17 protein-coding genes are annotated in these 18,829 nt (G+C 34.8%); 7 read left to right on the forward strand and 10 right to left on the reverse strand.

From position 1 onward, the window contains the following. Positions 1 to 179: 179 nt before the first annotated feature. Positions 180 to 1,370, forward strand: coding sequence for a 2,3,4,5-tetrahydropyridine-2,6-carboxylate N-succinyltransferase (locus DQN38_RS02070; RefSeq protein WP_002848614.1), 1,191 nt, complete (start codon positions 180 to 182; stop codon positions 1,368 to 1,370). A 12-nt stretch (positions 1,371 to 1,382) separates the two neighbouring features. Then, complete coding sequence (locus DQN38_RS02075; RefSeq protein ID WP_011731806.1) at positions 1,383 to 2,966, forward strand: ABC-F family ATP-binding cassette domain-containing protein; 1,584 nt, start codon at positions 1,383 to 1,385, stop codon at positions 2,964 to 2,966. Between the two features lie 94 nt (positions 2,967 to 3,060). Here DQN38_RS02075 and DQN38_RS02080 read toward each other — a convergent pair whose 3' ends face one another. The 9 genes from DQN38_RS02080 to DQN38_RS02120 all read right to left on the reverse strand — a co-directional run bounded on the left by DQN38_RS02080 (position 3,061) and on the right by DQN38_RS02120 (position 12,297). Then, positions 3,061 to 3,780, reverse strand: a complete 720-nt coding sequence (locus DQN38_RS02080; RefSeq protein ID WP_024305382.1) for a fumarate reductase iron-sulfur subunit — start codon at positions 3,778 to 3,780, stop codon at positions 3,061 to 3,063. Next, positions 3,773 to 5,761 carry a fumarate reductase flavoprotein subunit gene (locus tag DQN38_RS02085; protein ID WP_002848620.1) on the reverse strand — a complete coding sequence of 663 codons (1,989 nt, stop codon included), beginning with the start codon at positions 5,759 to 5,761 and terminating at the stop codon, positions 3,773 to 3,775. The genes DQN38_RS02080 and DQN38_RS02085 overlap by 8 nt, the downstream gene beginning before the upstream one ends. Next, positions 5,758 to 6,534: a fumarate reductase cytochrome b subunit gene (locus DQN38_RS02090; RefSeq protein ID WP_011731807.1), complete on the reverse strand. Its 777-nt coding sequence runs from the start codon at positions 6,532 to 6,534 to the stop codon at positions 5,758 to 5,760. The genes DQN38_RS02085 and DQN38_RS02090 overlap by 4 nt, the downstream gene beginning before the upstream one ends. Positions 6,535 to 6,794: 260 nt before the next feature. Then, the gene (gene lgt / locus DQN38_RS02095; RefSeq protein ID WP_081014975.1) at positions 6,795 to 7,625 is read right to left on the reverse strand and encodes a prolipoprotein diacylglyceryl transferase; all 831 of its coding nucleotides are present in this window, start codon (positions 7,623 to 7,625) and stop codon (positions 6,795 to 6,797) included. After that, positions 7,618 to 8,169 carry a hypothetical protein gene (locus DQN38_RS02100; protein WP_011731808.1) on the reverse strand — a complete coding sequence of 184 codons (552 nt, stop codon included), beginning with the start codon at positions 8,167 to 8,169 and terminating at the stop codon, positions 7,618 to 7,620. The genes lgt and DQN38_RS02100 overlap by 8 nt, the downstream gene beginning before the upstream one ends. 57 nt (positions 8,170 to 8,226) lie before the next feature. Further along, complete coding sequence (locus DQN38_RS02105) at positions 8,227 to 9,369, reverse strand: Y-family DNA polymerase (RefSeq protein ID WP_065844023.1); 1,143 nt, start codon at positions 9,367 to 9,369, stop codon at positions 8,227 to 8,229. Positions 9,370 to 9,371: 2 nt separating this feature from the next. Continuing rightward, positions 9,372 to 11,531 (reverse strand): heavy metal translocating P-type ATPase, encoded by a 2,160-nt coding sequence (locus tag DQN38_RS02110; RefSeq protein WP_111738147.1) that lies wholly within the window; start codon positions 11,529 to 11,531, stop codon positions 9,372 to 9,374. 8 nt (positions 11,532 to 11,539) lie between these two features. Further along, on the reverse strand, positions 11,540 to 11,743 hold the full coding sequence (locus DQN38_RS02115; RefSeq protein ID WP_011731810.1) for a heavy metal transport/detoxification protein: 204 nt from the start codon (positions 11,741 to 11,743) through the stop codon (positions 11,540 to 11,542). Then, entirely contained in the window at positions 11,740 to 12,297 is a 558-nt protein-coding gene (locus tag DQN38_RS02120; RefSeq protein WP_111738148.1) for a GNAT family N-acetyltransferase, read from the reverse strand. Before DQN38_RS02120 ends, DQN38_RS02115 begins: the two co-directional genes overlap by 4 nt. Positions 12,298 to 12,634: 337 nt before the next feature. Here DQN38_RS02120 and DQN38_RS02125 point away from each other — a divergent pair, with 337 nt between their 5' ends. From DQN38_RS02125 to DQN38_RS02145, 5 genes are all read left to right on the forward strand, one after another. Further along, positions 12,635 to 13,831, forward strand: a complete 1,197-nt coding sequence (locus DQN38_RS02125) for an aromatic amino acid transport family protein (RefSeq protein ID WP_197711711.1) — start codon at positions 12,635 to 12,637, stop codon at positions 13,829 to 13,831. A 51-nt stretch (positions 13,832 to 13,882) separates the two neighbouring features. Next, on the forward strand, positions 13,883 to 14,590 hold the full coding sequence (locus DQN38_RS02130; protein WP_002848636.1) for a YebC/PmpR family DNA-binding transcriptional regulator: 708 nt from the start codon (positions 13,883 to 13,885) through the stop codon (positions 14,588 to 14,590). 25 nt (positions 14,591 to 14,615) lie between these two features. Further along, positions 14,616 to 15,107 (forward strand): peptidylprolyl isomerase, encoded by a 492-nt coding sequence (locus tag DQN38_RS02135; protein WP_002848638.1) that lies wholly within the window; start codon positions 14,616 to 14,618, stop codon positions 15,105 to 15,107. Between the two features lie 203 nt (positions 15,108 to 15,310). After that, on the forward strand, positions 15,311 to 16,624 hold the full coding sequence (locus DQN38_RS02140) for a cation:dicarboxylate symporter family transporter (protein WP_111738150.1): 1,314 nt from the start codon (positions 15,311 to 15,313) through the stop codon (positions 16,622 to 16,624). Between the two features lie 143 nt (positions 16,625 to 16,767). Continuing rightward, positions 16,768 to 18,081, forward strand: a complete 1,314-nt coding sequence (locus tag DQN38_RS02145; RefSeq protein WP_111738151.1) for a cation:dicarboxylate symporter family transporter — start codon at positions 16,768 to 16,770, stop codon at positions 18,079 to 18,081. 61 nt (positions 18,082 to 18,142) lie between these two features. On the opposite strand, the gene DQN38_RS02150 is transcribed toward DQN38_RS02145, so the two are convergent. After that, entirely contained in the window at positions 18,143 to 18,748 is a 606-nt protein-coding gene (locus tag DQN38_RS02150; protein ID WP_002848643.1) for a Crp/Fnr family transcriptional regulator, read from the reverse strand. Between the last annotated feature and the right edge of the window lie 81 nt (positions 18,749 to 18,829).

Consider the following 18,829-nt stretch of genomic DNA (forward strand, 5'->3'; position numbering starts at 1 on the left):
ATAAATTTGGTTCAAAATCCTTAAAATTACCTATAATGATACTTTGAAAGTACTATTCAAATTTATTTATATTGTAAATACCGACCACGACAGTTAAAAAATCAAAATAATTTATTAAATTTAGTTCTAATATACTTTTAGCTATAATCAGCCAAAAATTACAAATTTAAAGGGGCATTATGAGTATCAAAAATCAAGATGAGCTTAAAAAATTTACAGATGAGATTCGCTCTAAAAGTGGCTATAAAGATCCGTTTGCTTTTGCCATCGGTAGAGTACAAAAAGGCAAGGGCGGCAAGACAATAAGCGTAAATTACTCTGTTGTAAATTTCAAAGAAAATTACGGAAGTGCCGCAGTTTTAACATGGGCTATAGAAAAAAATGGTCTTAAAATAGACTTTAGCGATACCGAGTTTACTGTGCCACTTACAGCTCCTGCTATCAGCGATGCATTAGAAGTTTTTGACTTTTTAGTGCCGCAGAGCGAGGGCGATAAACATAGAAATATCCAAAATTTACTAGTTTTAGATGAAATTTTAAATGAAGAAAACGGCTCAGAAAGCGAGTTTGTAGTAACGTTTATATATGAGGATGCGGCGCCAAAAAGCGTAGAAAGTGTATATTTAAAACTGTATCTTTTATCTCTAAACAAGGTTGAAATTAGAAGTATAAATTTAAACGGTGCATTTGGAATACTTCCAAATTTAGCTTGGGACGCGCATTCTCAGCCTTATGAATTAGACTATTTAAGAGAAAATGAAATTTGGTTAAAGATGAAAGGTTGGTATCCAAATATAATAAGCGTAGATAAATTTCCTCGCTACTTAAGCCATATTATCCCGGCGGATAACACTAGGATTTTAGATAGTGCAAAAGTACGTATGGGAGCTCAGTTAGCACCAGGAACAACGGTTATGCCAGGAGCTGCGTATATAAATTTTAACTCAGGAACGACTGGAGCAGTTATGGTTGAAGGCAGGGTTAGTAGCTGCGTTAGCGTAGGTGAGGGAAGCGATGTCGGCGGCGGCGCGTCTATTTTAGGCGTGTTAAGCGGAACAAACGGAAATGCTATAAGCGTCGGTAAAAAATGTCTGCTCGGTGCAAATTCAGTTACTGGAGTACCACTTGGCGATGATTGTATAGTGGACGCCGGAGTTGCTATTTTAGAAGGAACTAAGGTATTTATAGACGAGAAAAACAGATACGAGTTGGCTAAAATAAACCCTGATTTTAAATTTGAAAAAGAAATTTATAAAGCGTTAGAGTTATCCGGTTTAAATGGGCTTCATTATCGTCAAAATAGCCAAAACGGTCAGATCACAGCAAGTATCAGCAAAAGAGCTATCAAGCTAAATGCTGACTTGCATTAAAGCGAGGCGAATATGTTGGAAGTTAAAAGTTTGACTCAGAGATTTGGTCAACAACTACTTTTTGAAGATGTAAATTTAAAGTTCAATGCGCACAACCGTTACGGACTTATCGGTGCAAACGGTGCCGGAAAATCAACATTTCTTAAAATTTTAAGTGGCGAAACTGATTATACAAGCGGTGAAATTGTTATAGAAAACGGTAAAAAAGTAGGCGTACTGGGCCAAGATCAGTTTGCTTTTGAGAGTTTTACTCTAAAAGATGCCGTACTATATGGTAATAAAAGACTTTATGATGCAGTGAAGGAAAAAGAAAAACTCTATATGAGCGAGGAATTTAGCGATGAGGTAAATGAACGTTTAAGTGAACTTGAAATTATCTCAGCTGAGGAAGATCCTACTTATGAGTATGAAACGAGGATAGAAAAGATTTTGAGTTCATTAGGACTGTATAATTTTGATAAGCTTATGAGCGAAGTGGAAAGCTCGGATAAATTTAAAGTGCTTTTGGCTCAAGTTTTATTTCCTAAGCCAGATATTTTGTTTCTTGATGAACCGACAAATAACCTTGATTTGGATGCTATTTCATGGTTGGAGCGAGAGCTTATAAACCATGAAGGAACACTTGTAGTTATCAGTCATGATAGACACTTTTTAAATAGAGTTTGTACACATATTTTAGATGTCGATTTCAAACAAATTCGTGAGTTTGTAGGTAATTACGACGATTGGTATATTGCTGCAAATTTGATGAGTCGACAAGCAGAGATGGAGCGTTCTAAGTTGCTTAAAGAAAAAGAAGAGTTGGAAAAATTTATCGCTCGTTTTAGTGCGAATGCCAGCAAGGCAAAACAAGCAACTAGTCGTTCTAAACAGCTAGAAAAGCTTCAGATAGGCGAGATAAAAACGTCAAGTAGAAGAGACCCTAGTATACTGTTTCGTACAAATCGCGAAATAGGAAATGAGCTGATAGAGCTTTCAAATTTAAATAAAAGTTTTGAAGATAAGATAATCTTAAAAGATTTTAATTTTAAAATGAATAAAGGTGATAAAGTAGCCATTATCGGAAGCAACGGTGTGGGAAAATCCACTCTTTGTAAAATCATAATGGGAGAACTTGCTGCCCAAAGCGGCAAAGTACATATTGGCGCTACTATAGAGCTTGGGTATTTTGCTCAAGATAGTTCAAATAAGATCACCGGAAATTTAAAACTATACGAGTGGCTGCAAGATGCGAAAAACAAAGATCTTGATGAGATTAGAAAATGTCTTGGCAGAATGCTTTTTAGCGGTTTAGAACAAGAAAAGGAAGTCGGTAGTTTAAGCGGTGGCGAAAAACACAGACTCATGCTTTCTAAGCTTATGTTGCAAAGGGCAAATGTATTAGTACTTGATGAACCAAATAACCATCTTGATCTTGAAGCCATTATCGCTCTTGGCGAATCACTTTATAATTTTAGTGGAGCTTGTATCTGTGTAAGCCATGATAGAGAGCTTATAGATGCATTTGCAAATAGAATTTTGCATATAAAAGGCAATGGCGATATAGTTGATTTTAAAGGGACTTATGAAGAGTATCGCTTAAGTTTAGAATCTTAAATAAACCTTTGTTTAGTGAAGATTTTTAAATTTAACGGAAATTTAAAAAAGCTTTATACGATAAGGCTGGAAACTCCAGCCTTATAAATGAAAATTATTTTACAGTTGCAAGTTTGCGTCTCATATATGCTATTTTGCTTTGAAGTGGAAGGTGCTTAGGACAGTTGTCTTCACAACCTAGTAAGCTCATACAACCAAACACGCCATTATCATCACCTACTAGCTCATAGAAGTCATCATCGCTTCTGTTGTCTAGCGGATCAACTTTAAATCTAGCTACGCGGTTAAGCCCCACTGCACCGATAAAATCAGGTCTCATAAGTGCAGTTCCGCAGCTCGCTACGCATATACCGCACTCTATACAGCGATCAAGTTCAAAAGTTTCTTGAGCAGCTTCTGGATCAACCTTCTCTTCCATTTTGCTGATATCGGTTTCTTTGTTTGTGTGTATCCAGCTTTCTACTTTTTTACTCATAGCATTCATCCAGTTTCCAGTATCGACGCTAAGATCTTTTAGTAGTTTAAATGCCGGCATAGGCATAAGCTCTATAACGCCGCTTGGATAGTCTTTTGTAAGAGTTCTACAAGCAAGTTGAGGTCGACCGTTTACGACCATACCGCAGCTTCCGCAGATACCTGCACGACATACGAAGTCAAAGCTAAGACCCGGATCAAATTTTTCTCTGATTTGGTTTAGCGCGATAAAAAGCGTCATACCGTCTGTTTCTTCTAGCTCATACTCAGCAAAGTGCGGTTTGCTGACTTTGCTTAGCGGATTATACTTAAATGCTCTTATTTTTATTTTCCTACTCATAGCCAATTCCTGCTCTTTCATTTAATGCTTTATATTTTGGTTGAAGCTCATAATGCATAAGAGCCTCTTGAATCTCATGTCTTGATTTTCCCTCAGCTTCTAGTTTTGCTCTTAAGCTATCTACTTCTTCTTGACGTTTTGCCGATAACGGATTTTCTATGATATTGCCTTTTGCACCGTATCCACGGAATGCAGGTGGCATCTCCATTTTCATGATATCAAGCTCTTCGTACTCGACCGTAGGCATAGTATCGCCTTCTTTCCAACTAGTTAGAGTTCTTTTACACCAATTAAGATCATCACGTTTTGGATAGTCTTCTCTATAATGAGCACCACGACTTTCAGTTCTAAGAAGTGCGCCGTACGCAACGCAAAGCGCAAGTTTAAGCATCATAGGAACACGGTAAGCTTCTTCAAGCTCAGGATTGCCAAATAACTCTTTGTTGCTTAGTTTTACGTTTGTTGATTCTTTGTAAAGCTCTTCAAGCTCTTTTACAGCTTTTGCAAGTCCGTCGCCTGTTCTAAAGATAGCAACATGTTCCCACATTATATCTTTCATTTTATTTTTGATTTCAAATACGTTGTATTTTCCGTCTTTATTTAAAAGCTCTTTTAAGTAGCTTTCTGTTTTGTTTACAAATTTTTCTAATGTTTGAGTTTGTATGTCTATCTCATTTTCATCGCAATACTGAGCAAAATAATCCCCGACTATCATACCGCTAACTACGGTTTCAGCAACGCTGTTTCCGCCAAGTCTGTTAAATCCGTGCATATCCCAGCAAGCCGCTTCACCGCAACTAAATAGACCTTTTAGAGTTTGACTTTCACCATTTGGTTTTACTCGGATACCGCCCATAGAGTAGTGTTGCATAGGAAGGATCGGAGCCCAGCCTTTTGGACCTTCATCGGCAGGATCTATACCGTTGAAAATTTGGCAAATTTCTTGAACGTCACGTAAGTTTTTCTCGATATGCTCACGTCCAAGTATGCTGATATCTAGCCATACGTGTTCACCATAAGGGCTTTTTACGCCTTTACCGTTTCTGATGTGCTCCATTATACGGCGGCTAACAACGTCACGGCTAGCAAGTTCTTTTTTCTCAGGCTCGTAATCAGGCATAAAGCGATATCCATCGACATCTCTTAATAGTCCGCCATCGCCTCTACAACCTTCAGTCAAAAGGATACCAGATGGGACGATAGGAGTCGGGTGGAACTGAACTGCTTCCATATTTCCTAGTTTTGCAACACCTGTTTCAAGAGCGATAGCAGCACCGATACCTTCGCATATAACCGCGTTTGTAGTGTGTTTATAAATTCTACCGTAGCCACCGGTTGCTATAAGAGTTCCTTTTGCAACATAAGCAGTTATCTCTCCTGTCACAAGATCGCGAACTATAGCACCATAACAACGGTTGTTTTCATGGATCAGAGCTATAGCTTCTTTTCTATCATGAACTTCAACATTATGTTTTAAAGCTTCATTTGCAACGCCAAATAACATTGTATGTCCGGTAGCGTCAGCAGTAAAACATGTTCTCCATTTTTTAGTACCACCGAAATCACGACTATGGATAAGCCCATGAACTTCATCTTTTTCATCAATAGTTGTTTTTTGTGCGTTTATAATAGCACTTCTTTTGCCTTTTGTGATTCTAGTCCACGGCACTCCCCAGCTAGCAAGTTCACGTATAGCTTTTGGAGCTGTTTGAACAAACATTCTAGCAACTTCTTGATCGCAGCCCCAGTCGCTACCTTTTACGGTATCTGCAAAGTGAACATCCTCGTTGTCTCCCTCACTCATTTTTGAGTTGCCAAGACTCGCTTGCATACCGCCTTGAGCGGCTGCCGAGTGACTTCTTTTTACAGGACAAAGACTTAAAACTACCGTACTAAGTCCTTTTTCTCCGGCTGCAACAGCAGCTCTAAGACCAGCTAAACCGCCGCCGATTACTAGTGCATCATAATATTTTACATTCATACTCTTACTCCGTTGCTAGGTATTTGAAAAACTTGCGCTGTTTTCCAATTTCCAGTTGTGTAGTTGTTATAGCCTATTTTTAAGAAAGCTGCTAAACTAAGTAGCCCAAGGACTATGAAAAATACGCTTAAGATCCATTTTGCTTTTTTAAGTTTTTTTCTAGACTCTTTTGCGTTGTTTCCTTCAAACCAACCCCATTTTACACATAGTCTATATAGACCTATGCTTCCATGAAGTTCAACAGCAAAAAGCAGTACTAAATAAAACAACCACATAAAGTGACTAAACACTCTTTGTGAGCTAAGATCCGCACTGAGTTTGTCAGAGTTTGTAATGATTATGATAAGGTGGGCAGATGCTAGGAAGAACATTATAAAACCTGTACAGGCTTGTATCCACCAAAGCGTCGTATCTTCATGTTTCATACGTACAGTATGAGCACGATAAATTTGCCACTGTCTAAAGTTTATCGGCATTTTTCTCATACCAAGTGCAGCGTGTATAAAAAATATAACAAATACACCAGCTGCTATGAAGCTAGTAACATAGCTCATATTTGGAGAATCAGAGATAAATCTTAGCTCTAATAAGTGAACGATAGTGTTAAACGCATTATCACTAATCAGTATTGTAGATACAAAAAGCATATGTAACCACATAAAAAGCCCAAGAAATAATCCCGTGCCACTTTGGATAAGGTCGAGTCTGGCAGGAATTCTACTTTTTTTGCCACTCTCGCTTATACCAAGAAACCCTTCGATTTGCTTACTCATAAGCTCCCCTTTTGGAAAAAATTATCTAATCGCGATAATTATACTCTATGCAAACTTGAAGTAAAATTAAATATTTATTTAATTTATCTATTAAAAGTTACCGCTATATAGTATTTTTAGTTGAATTTTATATTGAGCTTAAAAACCGTAATATAATATATTTTAATTAATTTTATTTTAAAGAATTATTTAATGTTGAAAATAATTAATTCAGATTAAAAAATCGGTATCATAATAAAATAAATTTTATAAACTAAAATTTATTTTTCAGTTTTTACTCTTTTTAATTTCAAATTTAAATATACCACAAGACCAAATACAAACATAAAAATCGATAAAATTTGACCCATACTCATACCAAAAGCAACAAATCCTATACCAAAATCCGGTTCTCTATAAAATTCGCTAATAAATCTAGCAACAGTGTAAAGCATCGCATACATAGCTATCAATTCACCGTCAAATTTCTTAAATTTTCTATAAAAATAGAGTATAGCAAATACTATGGCGCCTTCTAAAAATGCTTCATAAAGTTGACTTGGATGTCTTAACTGTCCAGCTACCATTATCCCCCACGGTTCATCCGTAACTCTTCCGAATAACTCTTGATTTAAAAAGTTGCCTATTCGACCAAAAACATATCCTAAAGGTACAGAAATAGCCACAAGATCTAGCAGCATCCAAATGTTTTGTCTCTTTTTTTTACAAAATAATAGCGTAGCTATGATAAATCCGACAACTGCTCCATGATAACTCATACCGCGAATTCCTACAAACTCGCCATTATGAAATGGATTAAAAATTTCCCACGGTTTAAATAGATAGTAGCTGCTGTTTGGATCATAAATTAAGATATATCCGATTCTCGCGCCTAGTATCACGCCTATTTCCACCCAGAAGAAGTAATTATCAAGAAGCGAGTCTGATATATTTAATTTATCTTTTTTTGCAAAATATTTGGCTGCCATTAGAGCTACTATGAGAGCTAAAACGTACATTATGCCATACCAATGAACACTTAGACCAAATATCTCAAATGCCACTGGATTCATATTTTGATAGATTAAATTCCAGCTACTTAAATTATTCAATTTCCATCCTTAAGCCTAATGTAGATTTTAAAATTTTGCAATAGTCTATCAAAAATTCCCCAAGAGCCTTATAATAATATGTTTTTGCGTTGTATCTTATAAATTTAGCAAATAAAACAGTACTTGGCAATAGATATTCGCTTAAATAAAGTCCTAAAAGTGCGTGAGATTTGTCATTCGTATCGTTTTTTAAGATAGCGCTTAGTAAGGCCAGCATATTTGATATATGAGATGATTTTAGCTCTTTAAAAGGTTTGTTGAAGTTTATGGATTTGTAAAACTCATCTACTTTTTCTTCGCTAACTTGTTTGAAAAACTTTAGCACACACGCTCCGCCAAATGACGCAAGGTCACTTTCTATACTATTAGCATCATCTGTTTGCAGTGCTTTTTGCCAAAGTTCCAGACCTTTTTCATTTTCGATATTTTCCGTTTTTATAACCCAGCTATTTGTGAGTTTTTTTAAATTTTCTTCATTCATAGCTTTTGCGAAATTATTTGCGAAGATAAGAGCTATGATAGAGTAAGCTTGTGATACTTTCATTTTTGCCACCTTTTTATAAATTTAAAACTCTATTTATGAAATTATACAAAACCTTGCTTAAATCTCACCACCGCTTTTGATCGCATTTACTCCGTACTTTAGCCGAATTTTTGCTAGAGTATCGCTTATGGCTTTATCTTTTTTATTTTGAATATCAAAAAGAGACATTTGCGCTTTTTCGTTTAAACCTCCTACCCCGACACTAAGATATGTTATAGCAAAATCACTTGTTTTATCATGCTTGAGAAATAACTCTTTTATACTTGTTTCTAAGAGTTTTTGCGTGAAAATAGTGTGCTTTGTAACGCTTGCATTTATGTTTCGGTTGTTTTTATATTTGATTTTGAGTTCAAATTTAGTCGGATTTACACCTAGCATAAATACTTCAAAACTAACATATCTGCAAAGCACCATTAGTCTTTTTTCTATGATATTTCTATCTCTTATCTCTTTAAAAGTTCTTGCTATGCAAAGTGATTTTCGCGGTCGGTTTTTATGAATTTGATCTCTGCTTTTTCCGCAAATTCTACTATATAATATCAAACCGTTTTTGCCTAGTTTTGCAAATATTTTTTGGGCGTTAAATACATCTTTTATATAGATGACGCCGTGAGATTTTAAGAAATTTTCAGCACTTGCGCCAACTCCCGGAAACATTTTTATCTCGTAGTTTTGTATCTCAGAAATATCGTTGATAATTTTGATTTTAGACGGTTTTGCTAAATTTGTTGCAAATTTAGCTATAAATTTAGTTTCGCTTATACCTATGCTAGATGGAAGTTTGAGCTCGTTTTTTATTCTGTTTTGTAGAATTTTTGCGAAATTTAATGGATCGTTTTCAAATTTAGTTCCTTTCAAATTTAGAAAAAATTCGTCTATGCTATATTTTTCAATCTCGTCCGTATAGTCTAAAAGTAACTTAAAAAGGTTATTTGAAAGAGTTTTGTATAGATTAAAATTTGTAGGTAGTATAATTATATTTGGGTATATTTTTCTAGCTATGCTTGAGTGCATAGTACAACCAATACCAAGTCTTCTAGCTTCATAACTAGCACTTACTATAACTCCGCTTTCTATAAAATCACCAAATATATCTGTTTTGTTTCCTCCTGCTACTGCTACGACTTTACCGTTTAAATCAGGATTTACAGTCCTGGAGGCGGAAACAAAAAAACAGTCTAAATCTATATGTAAAAACATAATTAGAATTTCATAATTCTTAGTCTAAGCGAATTTAAAACTACACTAACCGAGCTTATACTCATAGCAAGTGCCGCATACATAGGAGTTAAAAGTAGTCCAAAAAACGGATATAAAACTCCTGCGGCTACTGGGATACAAAGTATGTTGTAAATAGACGCCCATGCTAGATTTTCTTTTATTACTTTCATCGTATTTGTGGCTAAATTTATAGAAAATAAAACCGATTTCAAGTCGTTTTTTATAAGTATGATATCGCCTACGTCTTTTGCTATATCGCTTCCGCTACTCATAGCTATACCTATATCTGCAGCTTTTAGAGGAGGTGCGTCGTTTATACCGTCTCCTATAAAAATAACTTTTGAGCCATCTTGTTTTAGAGAGTTTATAATCTCAAATTTACCATCTGGTAAAACTCCCGCCATGACTTTGTCTATCTCAAGTTCTTTTGCTACGACAAGCGCTGTTTTTTCATTGTCTCCTGTTAGCATAACTGGGATTATGCCAAGATCTTTTATCTCTTTTATACTCTGTTTCGCATCGTCTTTTATGGTATCGCTAAGAGTTATATAACCTTTGTATTGTTTGTTTATCGCTACTAATACTATTCCAAAACCGCTATCTAAAATCTTGTTAATCTCATTTAGATGTTCGCTGCTGATATCTATATCAAATGAGTTTAAAAGCTTTATATTTCCTATTAAAATTTCCCCATTGTTTGCGTCTATTCCCATTCCCGGAATATTTTTAAATTCAAAACTTAAGCTTTTATCTACCTTATCAGGATCGTATCTGACTATAGCTTTTGAAATAGGATGTTCACTTAAAGCTTCGGCGTTTATAGCTATTTTTAGATCATCGCTATTTAAATTTGTATTTATCACTGAAATCTCACCTTTTGTAAGAGTTCCTGTTTTATCAAATACTGCGTATTTTATATCTTTCATTACTTCCATAACTTCTGGATTTTTGATTAAAATTCCATTTTTTGCACCTACTGATATTCCAGAAATGATAGCTATAGGCGTTGCTAAACCAAGCGCGCACGGGCACGATATGATAAGTACGCTTATAGCGGCTAAAATTCCTCTAGTAGGAGTATCTAGCATCGTCCATATCAAAAAAGTCGCTATACTTATGCTTATAACCGAAGGAACAAATATATTTGCTACTCTATCAGCCAGTCTTGATATAGGCATTTTTTGGCTACTTGCATTTGCTAATAGATTTAAAATTTGCGATAACAAAGAGTCGCTATCTCGTTTTGTAACTTTGATATTTATATAACCGTTTGTGTTGAGAGTACCAGCATTTACGTTATCTCCGACACTTTTATAGACAGGCAAACTCTCTCCTGTTAGCGCTCCCGTGTCGATCTCTGCACCTCCGTTTACTATGATTCCATCACAAGGTATATTGTATCCGTTTTTTACTACTACTATATCTCCTATTTTTAGCTCGCTAGTCGGTATAGATACGCTGCTTCCGTCTTTTGTTAGAATAAGAGCTGTTTTTGGGCTAAGATCCATAAGTGTTTTTAGATAATTTCCGGCTTTGATTTTTGATCTTTCTTCTAAAAATTTACCGAGCAGTACAAATGTTATTATCATTGATGCTCCGCTAAAATATAAATATCTCATATTTTGCGGTATTGCCTCGGGTATTATAAATGTAAAAATAGAGTATAAATAAGCCATTAAAGTACCTAAAAATATAAGTACGTTCATATCGTAGTTTCTATTTTTCAGCGAAGAGATCGCATGTTTATAAAAGCCAACTCCGCAGTAAAATATAACAATACTTGTTAAAAGTAGCAAAAATAGAGATTTAAAAAAATTATCTTGTCCGGTCATTTCAAGAGCCATAGTAACTGTGCTGAAAATCGCGGCTATAATTAACTTATTTTTTAAATTTAGAACTTCTTTTTGTTTTACGGCTTCAAGCTCGTCATAATTTGCGACGATCCCGTATCCTAGCTTTTTTATTTTTGATTTTATAGTCTCTAATCTGCTATTATCATCTATTTCAAATACGGCGCTAGATTCTGCAAAGCTAACTTTAGAACTTATAACTCCATCCAATTTTTTTGTACTTTTTTCTATGGCGTTAGCACAATTTACACACGTCATTCCAGTAATGTTTAATTTAACACTATTTGCCAAAATAACTCCTAGTCTATTTCTTTGATGACTTTATATCCTAAGTCTTCTAATTCGGATTTAAATTTTTGCTTATCGCTATTTTGCAAATCACAACTTAGTATTCGCGGATTTACGCTAAGATCTATTTCTATTTTGCCAAAATCGTCTTCTAATGAATTTTTTATTGTTTGTGCACACTTTTCGCAATTTATATTATCCACTACAAATTTCATTTTATCTCCTTAATCATATAGATATATTTGTGGTTTAGAATTTCTTTATTTCCGCAAGGTTTAAATCCAACTCTTTTATAATAGCTTTTGACATCTGATTTAGCTTCATCTACTAAAAGAGACAGACTTATGCCAAGCTCTTTTGCTCGTAAAAAACTAGCTTCTATAAGTTGTTTCGCCACTCCTTTTCCTCTATGATTTTCATCTACTGCTATACTATCTATATACAGCTCATTGTTTTGGGTATCGCATTCAACCTTAATATTTGGCTCAATTCCCAGACTTTTTAATCTATTTATAAATGCGATATCAAGTTCTTTTGCCATTTTTGACTCATATATACAAATAGCTCCTATAACTTCATTTTTAAACTCAAAAACTAAAATATTTTCATAACTTAAACGATTATTTGTTGATCTAAAAAACTCTTCTAAAATAGTATTTGAAATTTTAATATCTGTAGTTCCGCTAAGAGTAAATGCTATATTGTCCATTGCTAAATTTAGTAGTTCTATAACTCTTTTCGCATCATTTTTCGTAGCATTTCGTATCATTCTTCATCCTTGATTCGGTATTATATTTTTTTTGATTAAATTAATGATTAATATAAAACATTACTAAATTTAATATGGTTTAATATCGCATCAAATAGGCGATTTTTGGGCTATTTTTATTAAAATTATACAAACTTGCTTTATGTTTGGTTAAAATATTAAATATATAAAGATAATTTTATAAGAGTTCTACGACGATATAACAGATACTAAATTTAGCATATAGATATTTTTGATTTTTAAAAGTTTTGTTTTGATACAATAGCGCAATTTTTAATTAAAAAGGTAAATTTTGTATAAGTTTGATAAATTTAATAAATATGATCTTAGATGGACGATGTCGCTTTTTGGTACTGCGGTCGGAGCTGGAATTTTATTTTTGCCTATAAAAGCCGGAGTAGGCGGCATATGGCCTGTTTTTATCATGGCTATTTTGGCTTTTCCCATGACTTTTTTAAGCCATAGGGCTTTGGCTAGATTTTGCAATGCTTCTGCTAAAAAACAGAGTGATATAACAGATGTTTGCGAGGAGTATTTTGGTTTTAAGTGGGGTTATATCATCACTTTTTTATATTTTTTTGCGTTTTTTCCGGCTTGTATAATGTATGGAGTGAGTATAACAAATACGGTTATGAGCTTTATGACTTATCAGCTTGGATTTGGTGAGATTAACCGTTTTTTAGTCTGTTTTGTAGTCATAACTTTGATGATGTTTGTTATGATTTTTAATGAAGATTTGGTTATAAAAGTTTGCGAATGGCTGGTTTATCCACTTTGTGCTTTGCTTCTTATGTTTTCTTTGTATCTTATACCACACTGGAAATTTGAAGTTTTTTCGTATGTTCCTAGCATAACGGATTTTGGCATAACTATATGGTTTGCGCTTCCTGTTTTAGCTTTTGCTTTTGAGCATACGCCGGCTATTTCAACGTTTGCTCTTAGTATGCAAAGGCATTACGGAGATAGTCATAAAGATTATAAATGCAATCAAATTTTATTTTACAACGCCGGACTTTTGTTATTTTTCGTAATGTTTTTCGTGATTTCTTGCGTGATGAGCCTAGATAGAAATGATTTCTTATTAGCTGCCCAGCAAAATATACCTATAGTAAGTTATTTTGCAAATAAACTAAACGAACCAGTAATTAGCTATTTTGGTCCTATTATCGCTATTTTAGCTATCGCTACGAGTTTTTTCGGACATTATTTCGGCGCTAGAGAGGGATTAAACGGGCTTGTACATAAAACTTGCGTTAAATTCGGTAAAAAAGAACCCAATAAGAAAAAGATCGCCAAGATAACTGCCATATCTTTTTATATAGTTATGTTTGTTTTATCGTATTTAAATCCTAGCATTTTGGGTATTATAGATACTTTAGCAGGTCCGGTGATCGCGGCGGTTCTGTTTTTACTGCCTATGATCGGTATATATAACGTGCCTGCTCTTAAAAAATATAGAAGTAAATTTGCGGATCTGTTTATAGTGCTTTTTGGAAGCGCGACTGTACTAACTGTTTTGTTCAAAATATTTTAAATTTTATTGGATATAATTTTAAGCTTAAAAAATAGATTTCTAAGGATTATAATGGGACGAGCATTTGAATATAGACGCGCTTCAAAAGAAGCTCGTTGGGATAAAATGAGTAAGCTTTTTCCAAAGCTATCAAAAGCAATTACAGTAGCGGCAAAAGAAGGTGGAATCGACCCTGATATGAACCCTAAACTTCGCACAGCGATAGCAACGGCAAAAGCTCAAAATATGCCAAAAGACAACATAGACGCGGCTATAAAAAGAGCAAACGGAAAAGATAGCAGCGATATAAAAACTATATTTTATGACGGAAAAGCAGCTCATGGAGTTCAGATTATAGTAGAAACGGCAACCGATAATCCAACTCGCACCGTAGCAAACGTAAAGTCGATATTTAGTAAAAACGGCGGAGAGATGCTGCCTAGCGGAAGTTTGAATTTTATGTTTTCTAGGAAAGCTATTTTTGAAGTAGTTAAACCAAGCGGCGATATAGAAGAGCTTGAGCTTGAGCTCATCGACGCCGGACTTACCGATATAGAAGAAAATGATGGAACTCTAACTATATACGGAGATTATACTAGTTTTGGTACGCTTAGTGAAGGCATAGAAAAAATGGGACTTGAAGTTAAAAAAGGTAGTTTGCAGTTCATACCAAACTCGACTGTAAATTTAGATGAATCTGCGATTGGTGAGCTTGAGAGATTGCTTGATAAGCTTGAAGATGACGACGATGTTCAAGCTGTTTATACTAATATAGAGTAAATTAAATTTAAAGAGAGGTGAAGATATGAGAGAAGATTTAAAAGTTTATGAAATAGACAAAGATGAGTTAGCAAAGCTAAAATACGCTGTGATAAAAACAGATAAAGGCGATATGGTTGCAGAACTTTTTGGAGACGACGCACCTCAAGCCGTAACAAATTTTGCTACTTTGGCAAAAAGCGGATTTTATGACGGATTAAATTTCCATAGAGTTATACCGAATTTCGTTATCCAAGGCGGTTGCCCTTTAGGTACCGGCACAGGCGGTCCTGGCTGGAGGATAAAATGCGAATGCGTAAATCAAAAACATAGGCATCTAAGAGGAAGTCTATCTATGGCGCATGCTGGACGCGACACAGGCGGAAGCCAGTTTTTCGTGTGTCACAGCCCACAACCGCATCTTGATGGAGCTCATACTGTTTTTGGAGTATTGGTTGATGATGCAAGCAAAAAAATTTTGGATTCTATCAGGCAAGGCGACAAAATTCAAACAGTTGAAATAAAAGAAAGCTTATAAAAATAGTTAAATTTTAAAAATAATTATTAGCTTCTTACAGAGGCTAATAATTAAATAAAACATTAATAAAGAGTTATTTTTTCGTGACTATGTTACAATATTAAACATATCAATAATTTATATTTCTGTTTTTGTAGTTATTTTATACTTATTACTTTTACTTTGTGGTATTCTTACATCGTTAAAATTATTAAGGAGATGTTTTGAGTACTGTTGTAAAAAGTCAAAGACCAGTTTTTGTAAGAACTATAACGAATCTTGCATTTTGGGTCGTACTTGGTATCGTATTGGGTGTCATCGTAGGTTTTGCATGGCCAGAACTTGGTATAGCTTCAAAACCGGGAATCGACTGGTTTATTAAAATTCTAAAATGGATGATCGGTCCTATTATATTTTTGACTATCGTGTCTGGTATCATAGGCCTTGAGAGTTTAAAAGAAGTAGGCAGCATCGGATTTAAAGGTTTTGTATATTTTGAAGTAGTTAGTACTTTAGCGCTTGCTGTTGGTATCAGCGCGGCATATTTACTTCAGCCTGGAGTCGGAATGAATCTTGATGTCAATGCTCTTGATCCGGCTAGCGTTGCAAAATACGTGAAAGATCCAAAAGAGGTCGGATCTGCGCTTGCTATTTTAAAAAGCGCTATTCCCACAGATCCTATAACGCCTTTTATAAAAGCAAATACTTTGCAAGTTCTTTTTATGGCGATCGTAACTGCGATAGTTCTATCTTTTATGCCTAATAACTACAAAAAAACTTGTATGAAGCCGCTTGAATTTGCTCAACATTACGTATTAAAAATCCTAGCATGGTTTATGTGGTTTAGCCCTATTGCTGCGTATTCTGCTATGGCATATTTGATAGGTAAGTTCGGTCTATCATCACTTATAGGTATGATTCAGTTGCTTGCTGTTATGGCTGTAGCGTGTATTATATTTATATTTGTCGTGCTTGGTATCATATGTTACGTTGCTAAGGTAAATATATTTAAATTTATGCGTTTTATAGCAAAAGAAGTTTTAGTAGTATTTGCTACAAGCTCTAGTGAAACTGCTCTTGGGCCGCTAATGAAAAAGCTAGAAGCCGCTGGTATATCAAGAGGTTGCGTTGGGCTTATCATACCGACTGGATATTCGTTTAACTTGGATTGTACGAATATCTATCTTTCGATGAGTATCATATTCCTAGCTCAAGCTTTCAACATAGATCTTAGTTTTACTCATCTTCTTAGTATACTTATCATTCTTATGATCACTTCTAAGGGTGCAGTCGGCGTAACAGGTTCAGGGTTTATCGTACTTGCAGGAACATTAGGGGCATTGCACGACGTGATTCCTGTCGTAACCGTCGCAGTGTTGCTCGGAGTGGATAAATTTATGAGCGAGATGAGAGCCGTAGGAAATCTTTGTGGAAATTCCGTTGCTTGTCTAATAGTCGCTATTTGGGATAAAAAGATAGATATGGAAAAATTCCGTTACGCTCTAGATCATCCAGATGAGTTTAGTTTTCACGCGTAATTACTCTAAATTTTATAATTTATCTTATTTGGATTTGCGCTATTTTTAGCGCTTATCCAATCTATAAAATATTTTCTCACTTTTAATAAATCATAATATTATTTTCGCTATATTTCTTTGATGCAAAGTTTAAAGGAGATATTTTGAATTCCACTGTTTCTAAAAACAAGCAGTCCATTTTTGTAAGAACAGTTACAAATCTTGCTTTTTGGGTTGTTATAGGTATAGTTTTGGGTATCGCTACTGGTGTTATATCGCCAGAACTTGGTGAGGCTTCAAAACCGGGAATCGACTGGTTTATTAAAATTCTAAAATTGATGATAGGTCCTATTATATTTTTAACTATAGTATCTGGAATCATAGGACTTGATAGTCTAAAGGAAGTCGGTAGCATCGGATTTAAAGGTTTTGTATATTTTGAAGTAGTTAGTACTATAGCACTTGCTGTTGGTATAGGTTCTGCTCTATTCTTCCAACCAGGAGTCGGAATGAATCTTGATATAAATGCTCTTGATCCATCAAGTGTCGCAAAATACGTGAAAGATCCAAAAGAGGTCGGCTCAACTCTTGCTATTTTAAAAAGCGCTATCCCACCAGATCCTATAACGCCTTTTATAAAAGCAAATACTTTGCAAGTTCTTTTTATGGCCTTGATGACTGCTATAATCTTATCGATTTTACCAAATCATTATAAAAAAAACTGTATGAAACCACTTGAATTTGCTCAACATTACGTATTAAAAATCCTAGCATGGTTTATGTGGTTGAGTCCTATTGCTGCGTATTCTGCTATGGCATATTTGATAGGCAAGTTCGGTTTGTCGTCTCTGTTTGGAATGATCCAACTCCTCGCTGTTATGGCTACGGCCTGTCTTATATTTATATTTGTTATTTTAGGTGCTATATGCTATATGGCTAAGGTAAATATATTTAAATTTATGCGTTTTATAGCAAAAGAAGTTTTAATAGTATTTGCTACAAGCTCTAGCGAGATAGCCCTTGGACCTTTGATGAAAAAGCTAGAAGCCGCCGGTATATCAAGAGGTTGCGTTGGACTTATAGTTCCTACTGGATACTCTTTCAATCTGGATTGCACGAATATTTATCTCTCTATGAGTGTTATATTTTTAGCTCAAGCTTTCAACATAGATCTTAGTTTTACTCATCTTCTTAGTATACTTATCATTCTTATGATCACTTCTAAGGGTGCAGTAGGCGTAACTGGTTCAGGGTTTATCGTACTTGCAGGAACATTTGGAGCATTGCACGACGTGATTCCTGTCGTAACCGTCGCAGTGTTGCTCGGAGTGGATAAATTTATGAGCGAGATGAGAGCCGTAGGAAATCTTTGTGGAAATTCCGTTGCTTGTCTAATAGTCGCTATTTGGGATAAAAAGATAGATATGGAAAAATTCCGTTATGCTCTAGATCATCCAGATGAGTTTAGTTTTAATTGATTATTTAAACTTTTACCGGTGATTGCGTGTATTTCGCTCACCGGTAGAATTTAAATTTAGTCTAAACAAGTTCTATTTTTTTTCTTGATAATTTTACTATTCCATTTTTCTCAAAACTTTTTAGTATTCTGCTGATAACTTCTCTTGAAGTACCGATGATATCTGCTAACTCTTCGTGCGATAAATTTATTATTTTGCTTTTTTTAGACTGTAAAAAGTGCAAAATTCTTGAATCTAAACCTAAAAATCTAATATCTTCTATAAGAGCTGCCATATGCTCCATTCTTTTTGCATATTGTTCAAAAACATATGTTTGAAACGCTTTATCTTCTATAAACATCTGGGCAATTATACTTGTAGGTATGGTATATCCTTCTAAATCACTCTCTGCGATAGCTGTTCCTATAGCCGGCATAGCGTTAAACGTGCTAGTAAAATTTACGTTACACTGTTCGCCTTGTGAAAAATAGTAGAGCAGTATGCTCTGTCCGCTCTCATGCTGACGCACCACTCTAACTTTACCTTTTGTAAGAAACATCAAATTTGGGCATGTATCGCCTTGTCTGTAAAGCTCGGTTCCTACATCCAGTTTAATAAATGTAGAATTATCATCTAAAAGCTTTTGATGCTCAGGGCTAAGTGATGAATAAAATCGGAAAGTTTTCATATTTTAACCTTTATATTAGATAATGGTTTGTTTGTACAATAATATACAAATAATATTAACAATTAGATTAATATATTAAAT

Origin of the sequence: Campylobacter fetus subsp. fetus (assembly GCF_900475935.1) — a bacterium.
Taxonomy (GTDB): domain Bacteria; phylum Campylobacterota; class Campylobacteria; order Campylobacterales; family Campylobacteraceae; genus Campylobacter; species Campylobacter fetus.

Coding starts and splice junctions, on each gene's coding strand:
- DQN38_RS02130 (WP_002848636.1), top strand. CDS start 13,883: ATGGGACGAGCATTTGAATATAGACGCGCTTCAAAAGAAGCTCGTTGG.
- DQN38_RS02090 (WP_011731807.1), bottom strand. CDS start 6,534: ATGAGTAAGCAAATCGAAGGGTTTCTTGGTATAAGCGAGAGTGGCAAA.
- DQN38_RS02125 (WP_197711711.1), top strand. CDS start 12,635: ATGTCGCTTTTTGGTACTGCGGTCGGAGCTGGAATTTTATTTTTGCCT.
- DQN38_RS02135 (WP_002848638.1), top strand. CDS start 14,616: ATGAGAGAAGATTTAAAAGTTTATGAAATAGACAAAGATGAGTTAGCA.
- DQN38_RS02100 (WP_011731808.1), bottom strand. CDS start 8,169: ATGAAAGTATCACAAGCTTACTCTATCATAGCTCTTATCTTCGCAAAT.
- DQN38_RS02105 (WP_065844023.1), bottom strand. CDS start 9,369: ATGTTTTTACATATAGATTTAGACTGTTTTTTTGTTTCCGCCTCCAGG.
- DQN38_RS02070 (WP_002848614.1), top strand. CDS start 180: ATGAGTATCAAAAATCAAGATGAGCTTAAAAAATTTACAGATGAGATT.
- DQN38_RS02120 (WP_111738148.1), bottom strand. CDS start 12,297: ATGATACGAAATGCTACGAAAAATGATGCGAAAAGAGTTATAGAACTA.
- DQN38_RS02075 (WP_011731806.1), top strand. CDS start 1,383: ATGTTGGAAGTTAAAAGTTTGACTCAGAGATTTGGTCAACAACTACTT.
- DQN38_RS02150 (WP_002848643.1), bottom strand. CDS start 18,748: ATGAAAACTTTCCGATTTTATTCATCACTTAGCCCTGAGCATCAAAAG.
- DQN38_RS02085 (WP_002848620.1), bottom strand. CDS start 5,761: ATGAATGTAAAATATTATGATGCACTAGTAATCGGCGGCGGTTTAGCT.
- DQN38_RS02115 (WP_011731810.1), bottom strand. CDS start 11,743: ATGAAATTTGTAGTGGATAATATAAATTGCGAAAAGTGTGCACAAACA.
- DQN38_RS02080 (WP_024305382.1), bottom strand. CDS start 3,780: ATGAGTAGGAAAATAAAAATAAGAGCATTTAAGTATAATCCGCTAAGC.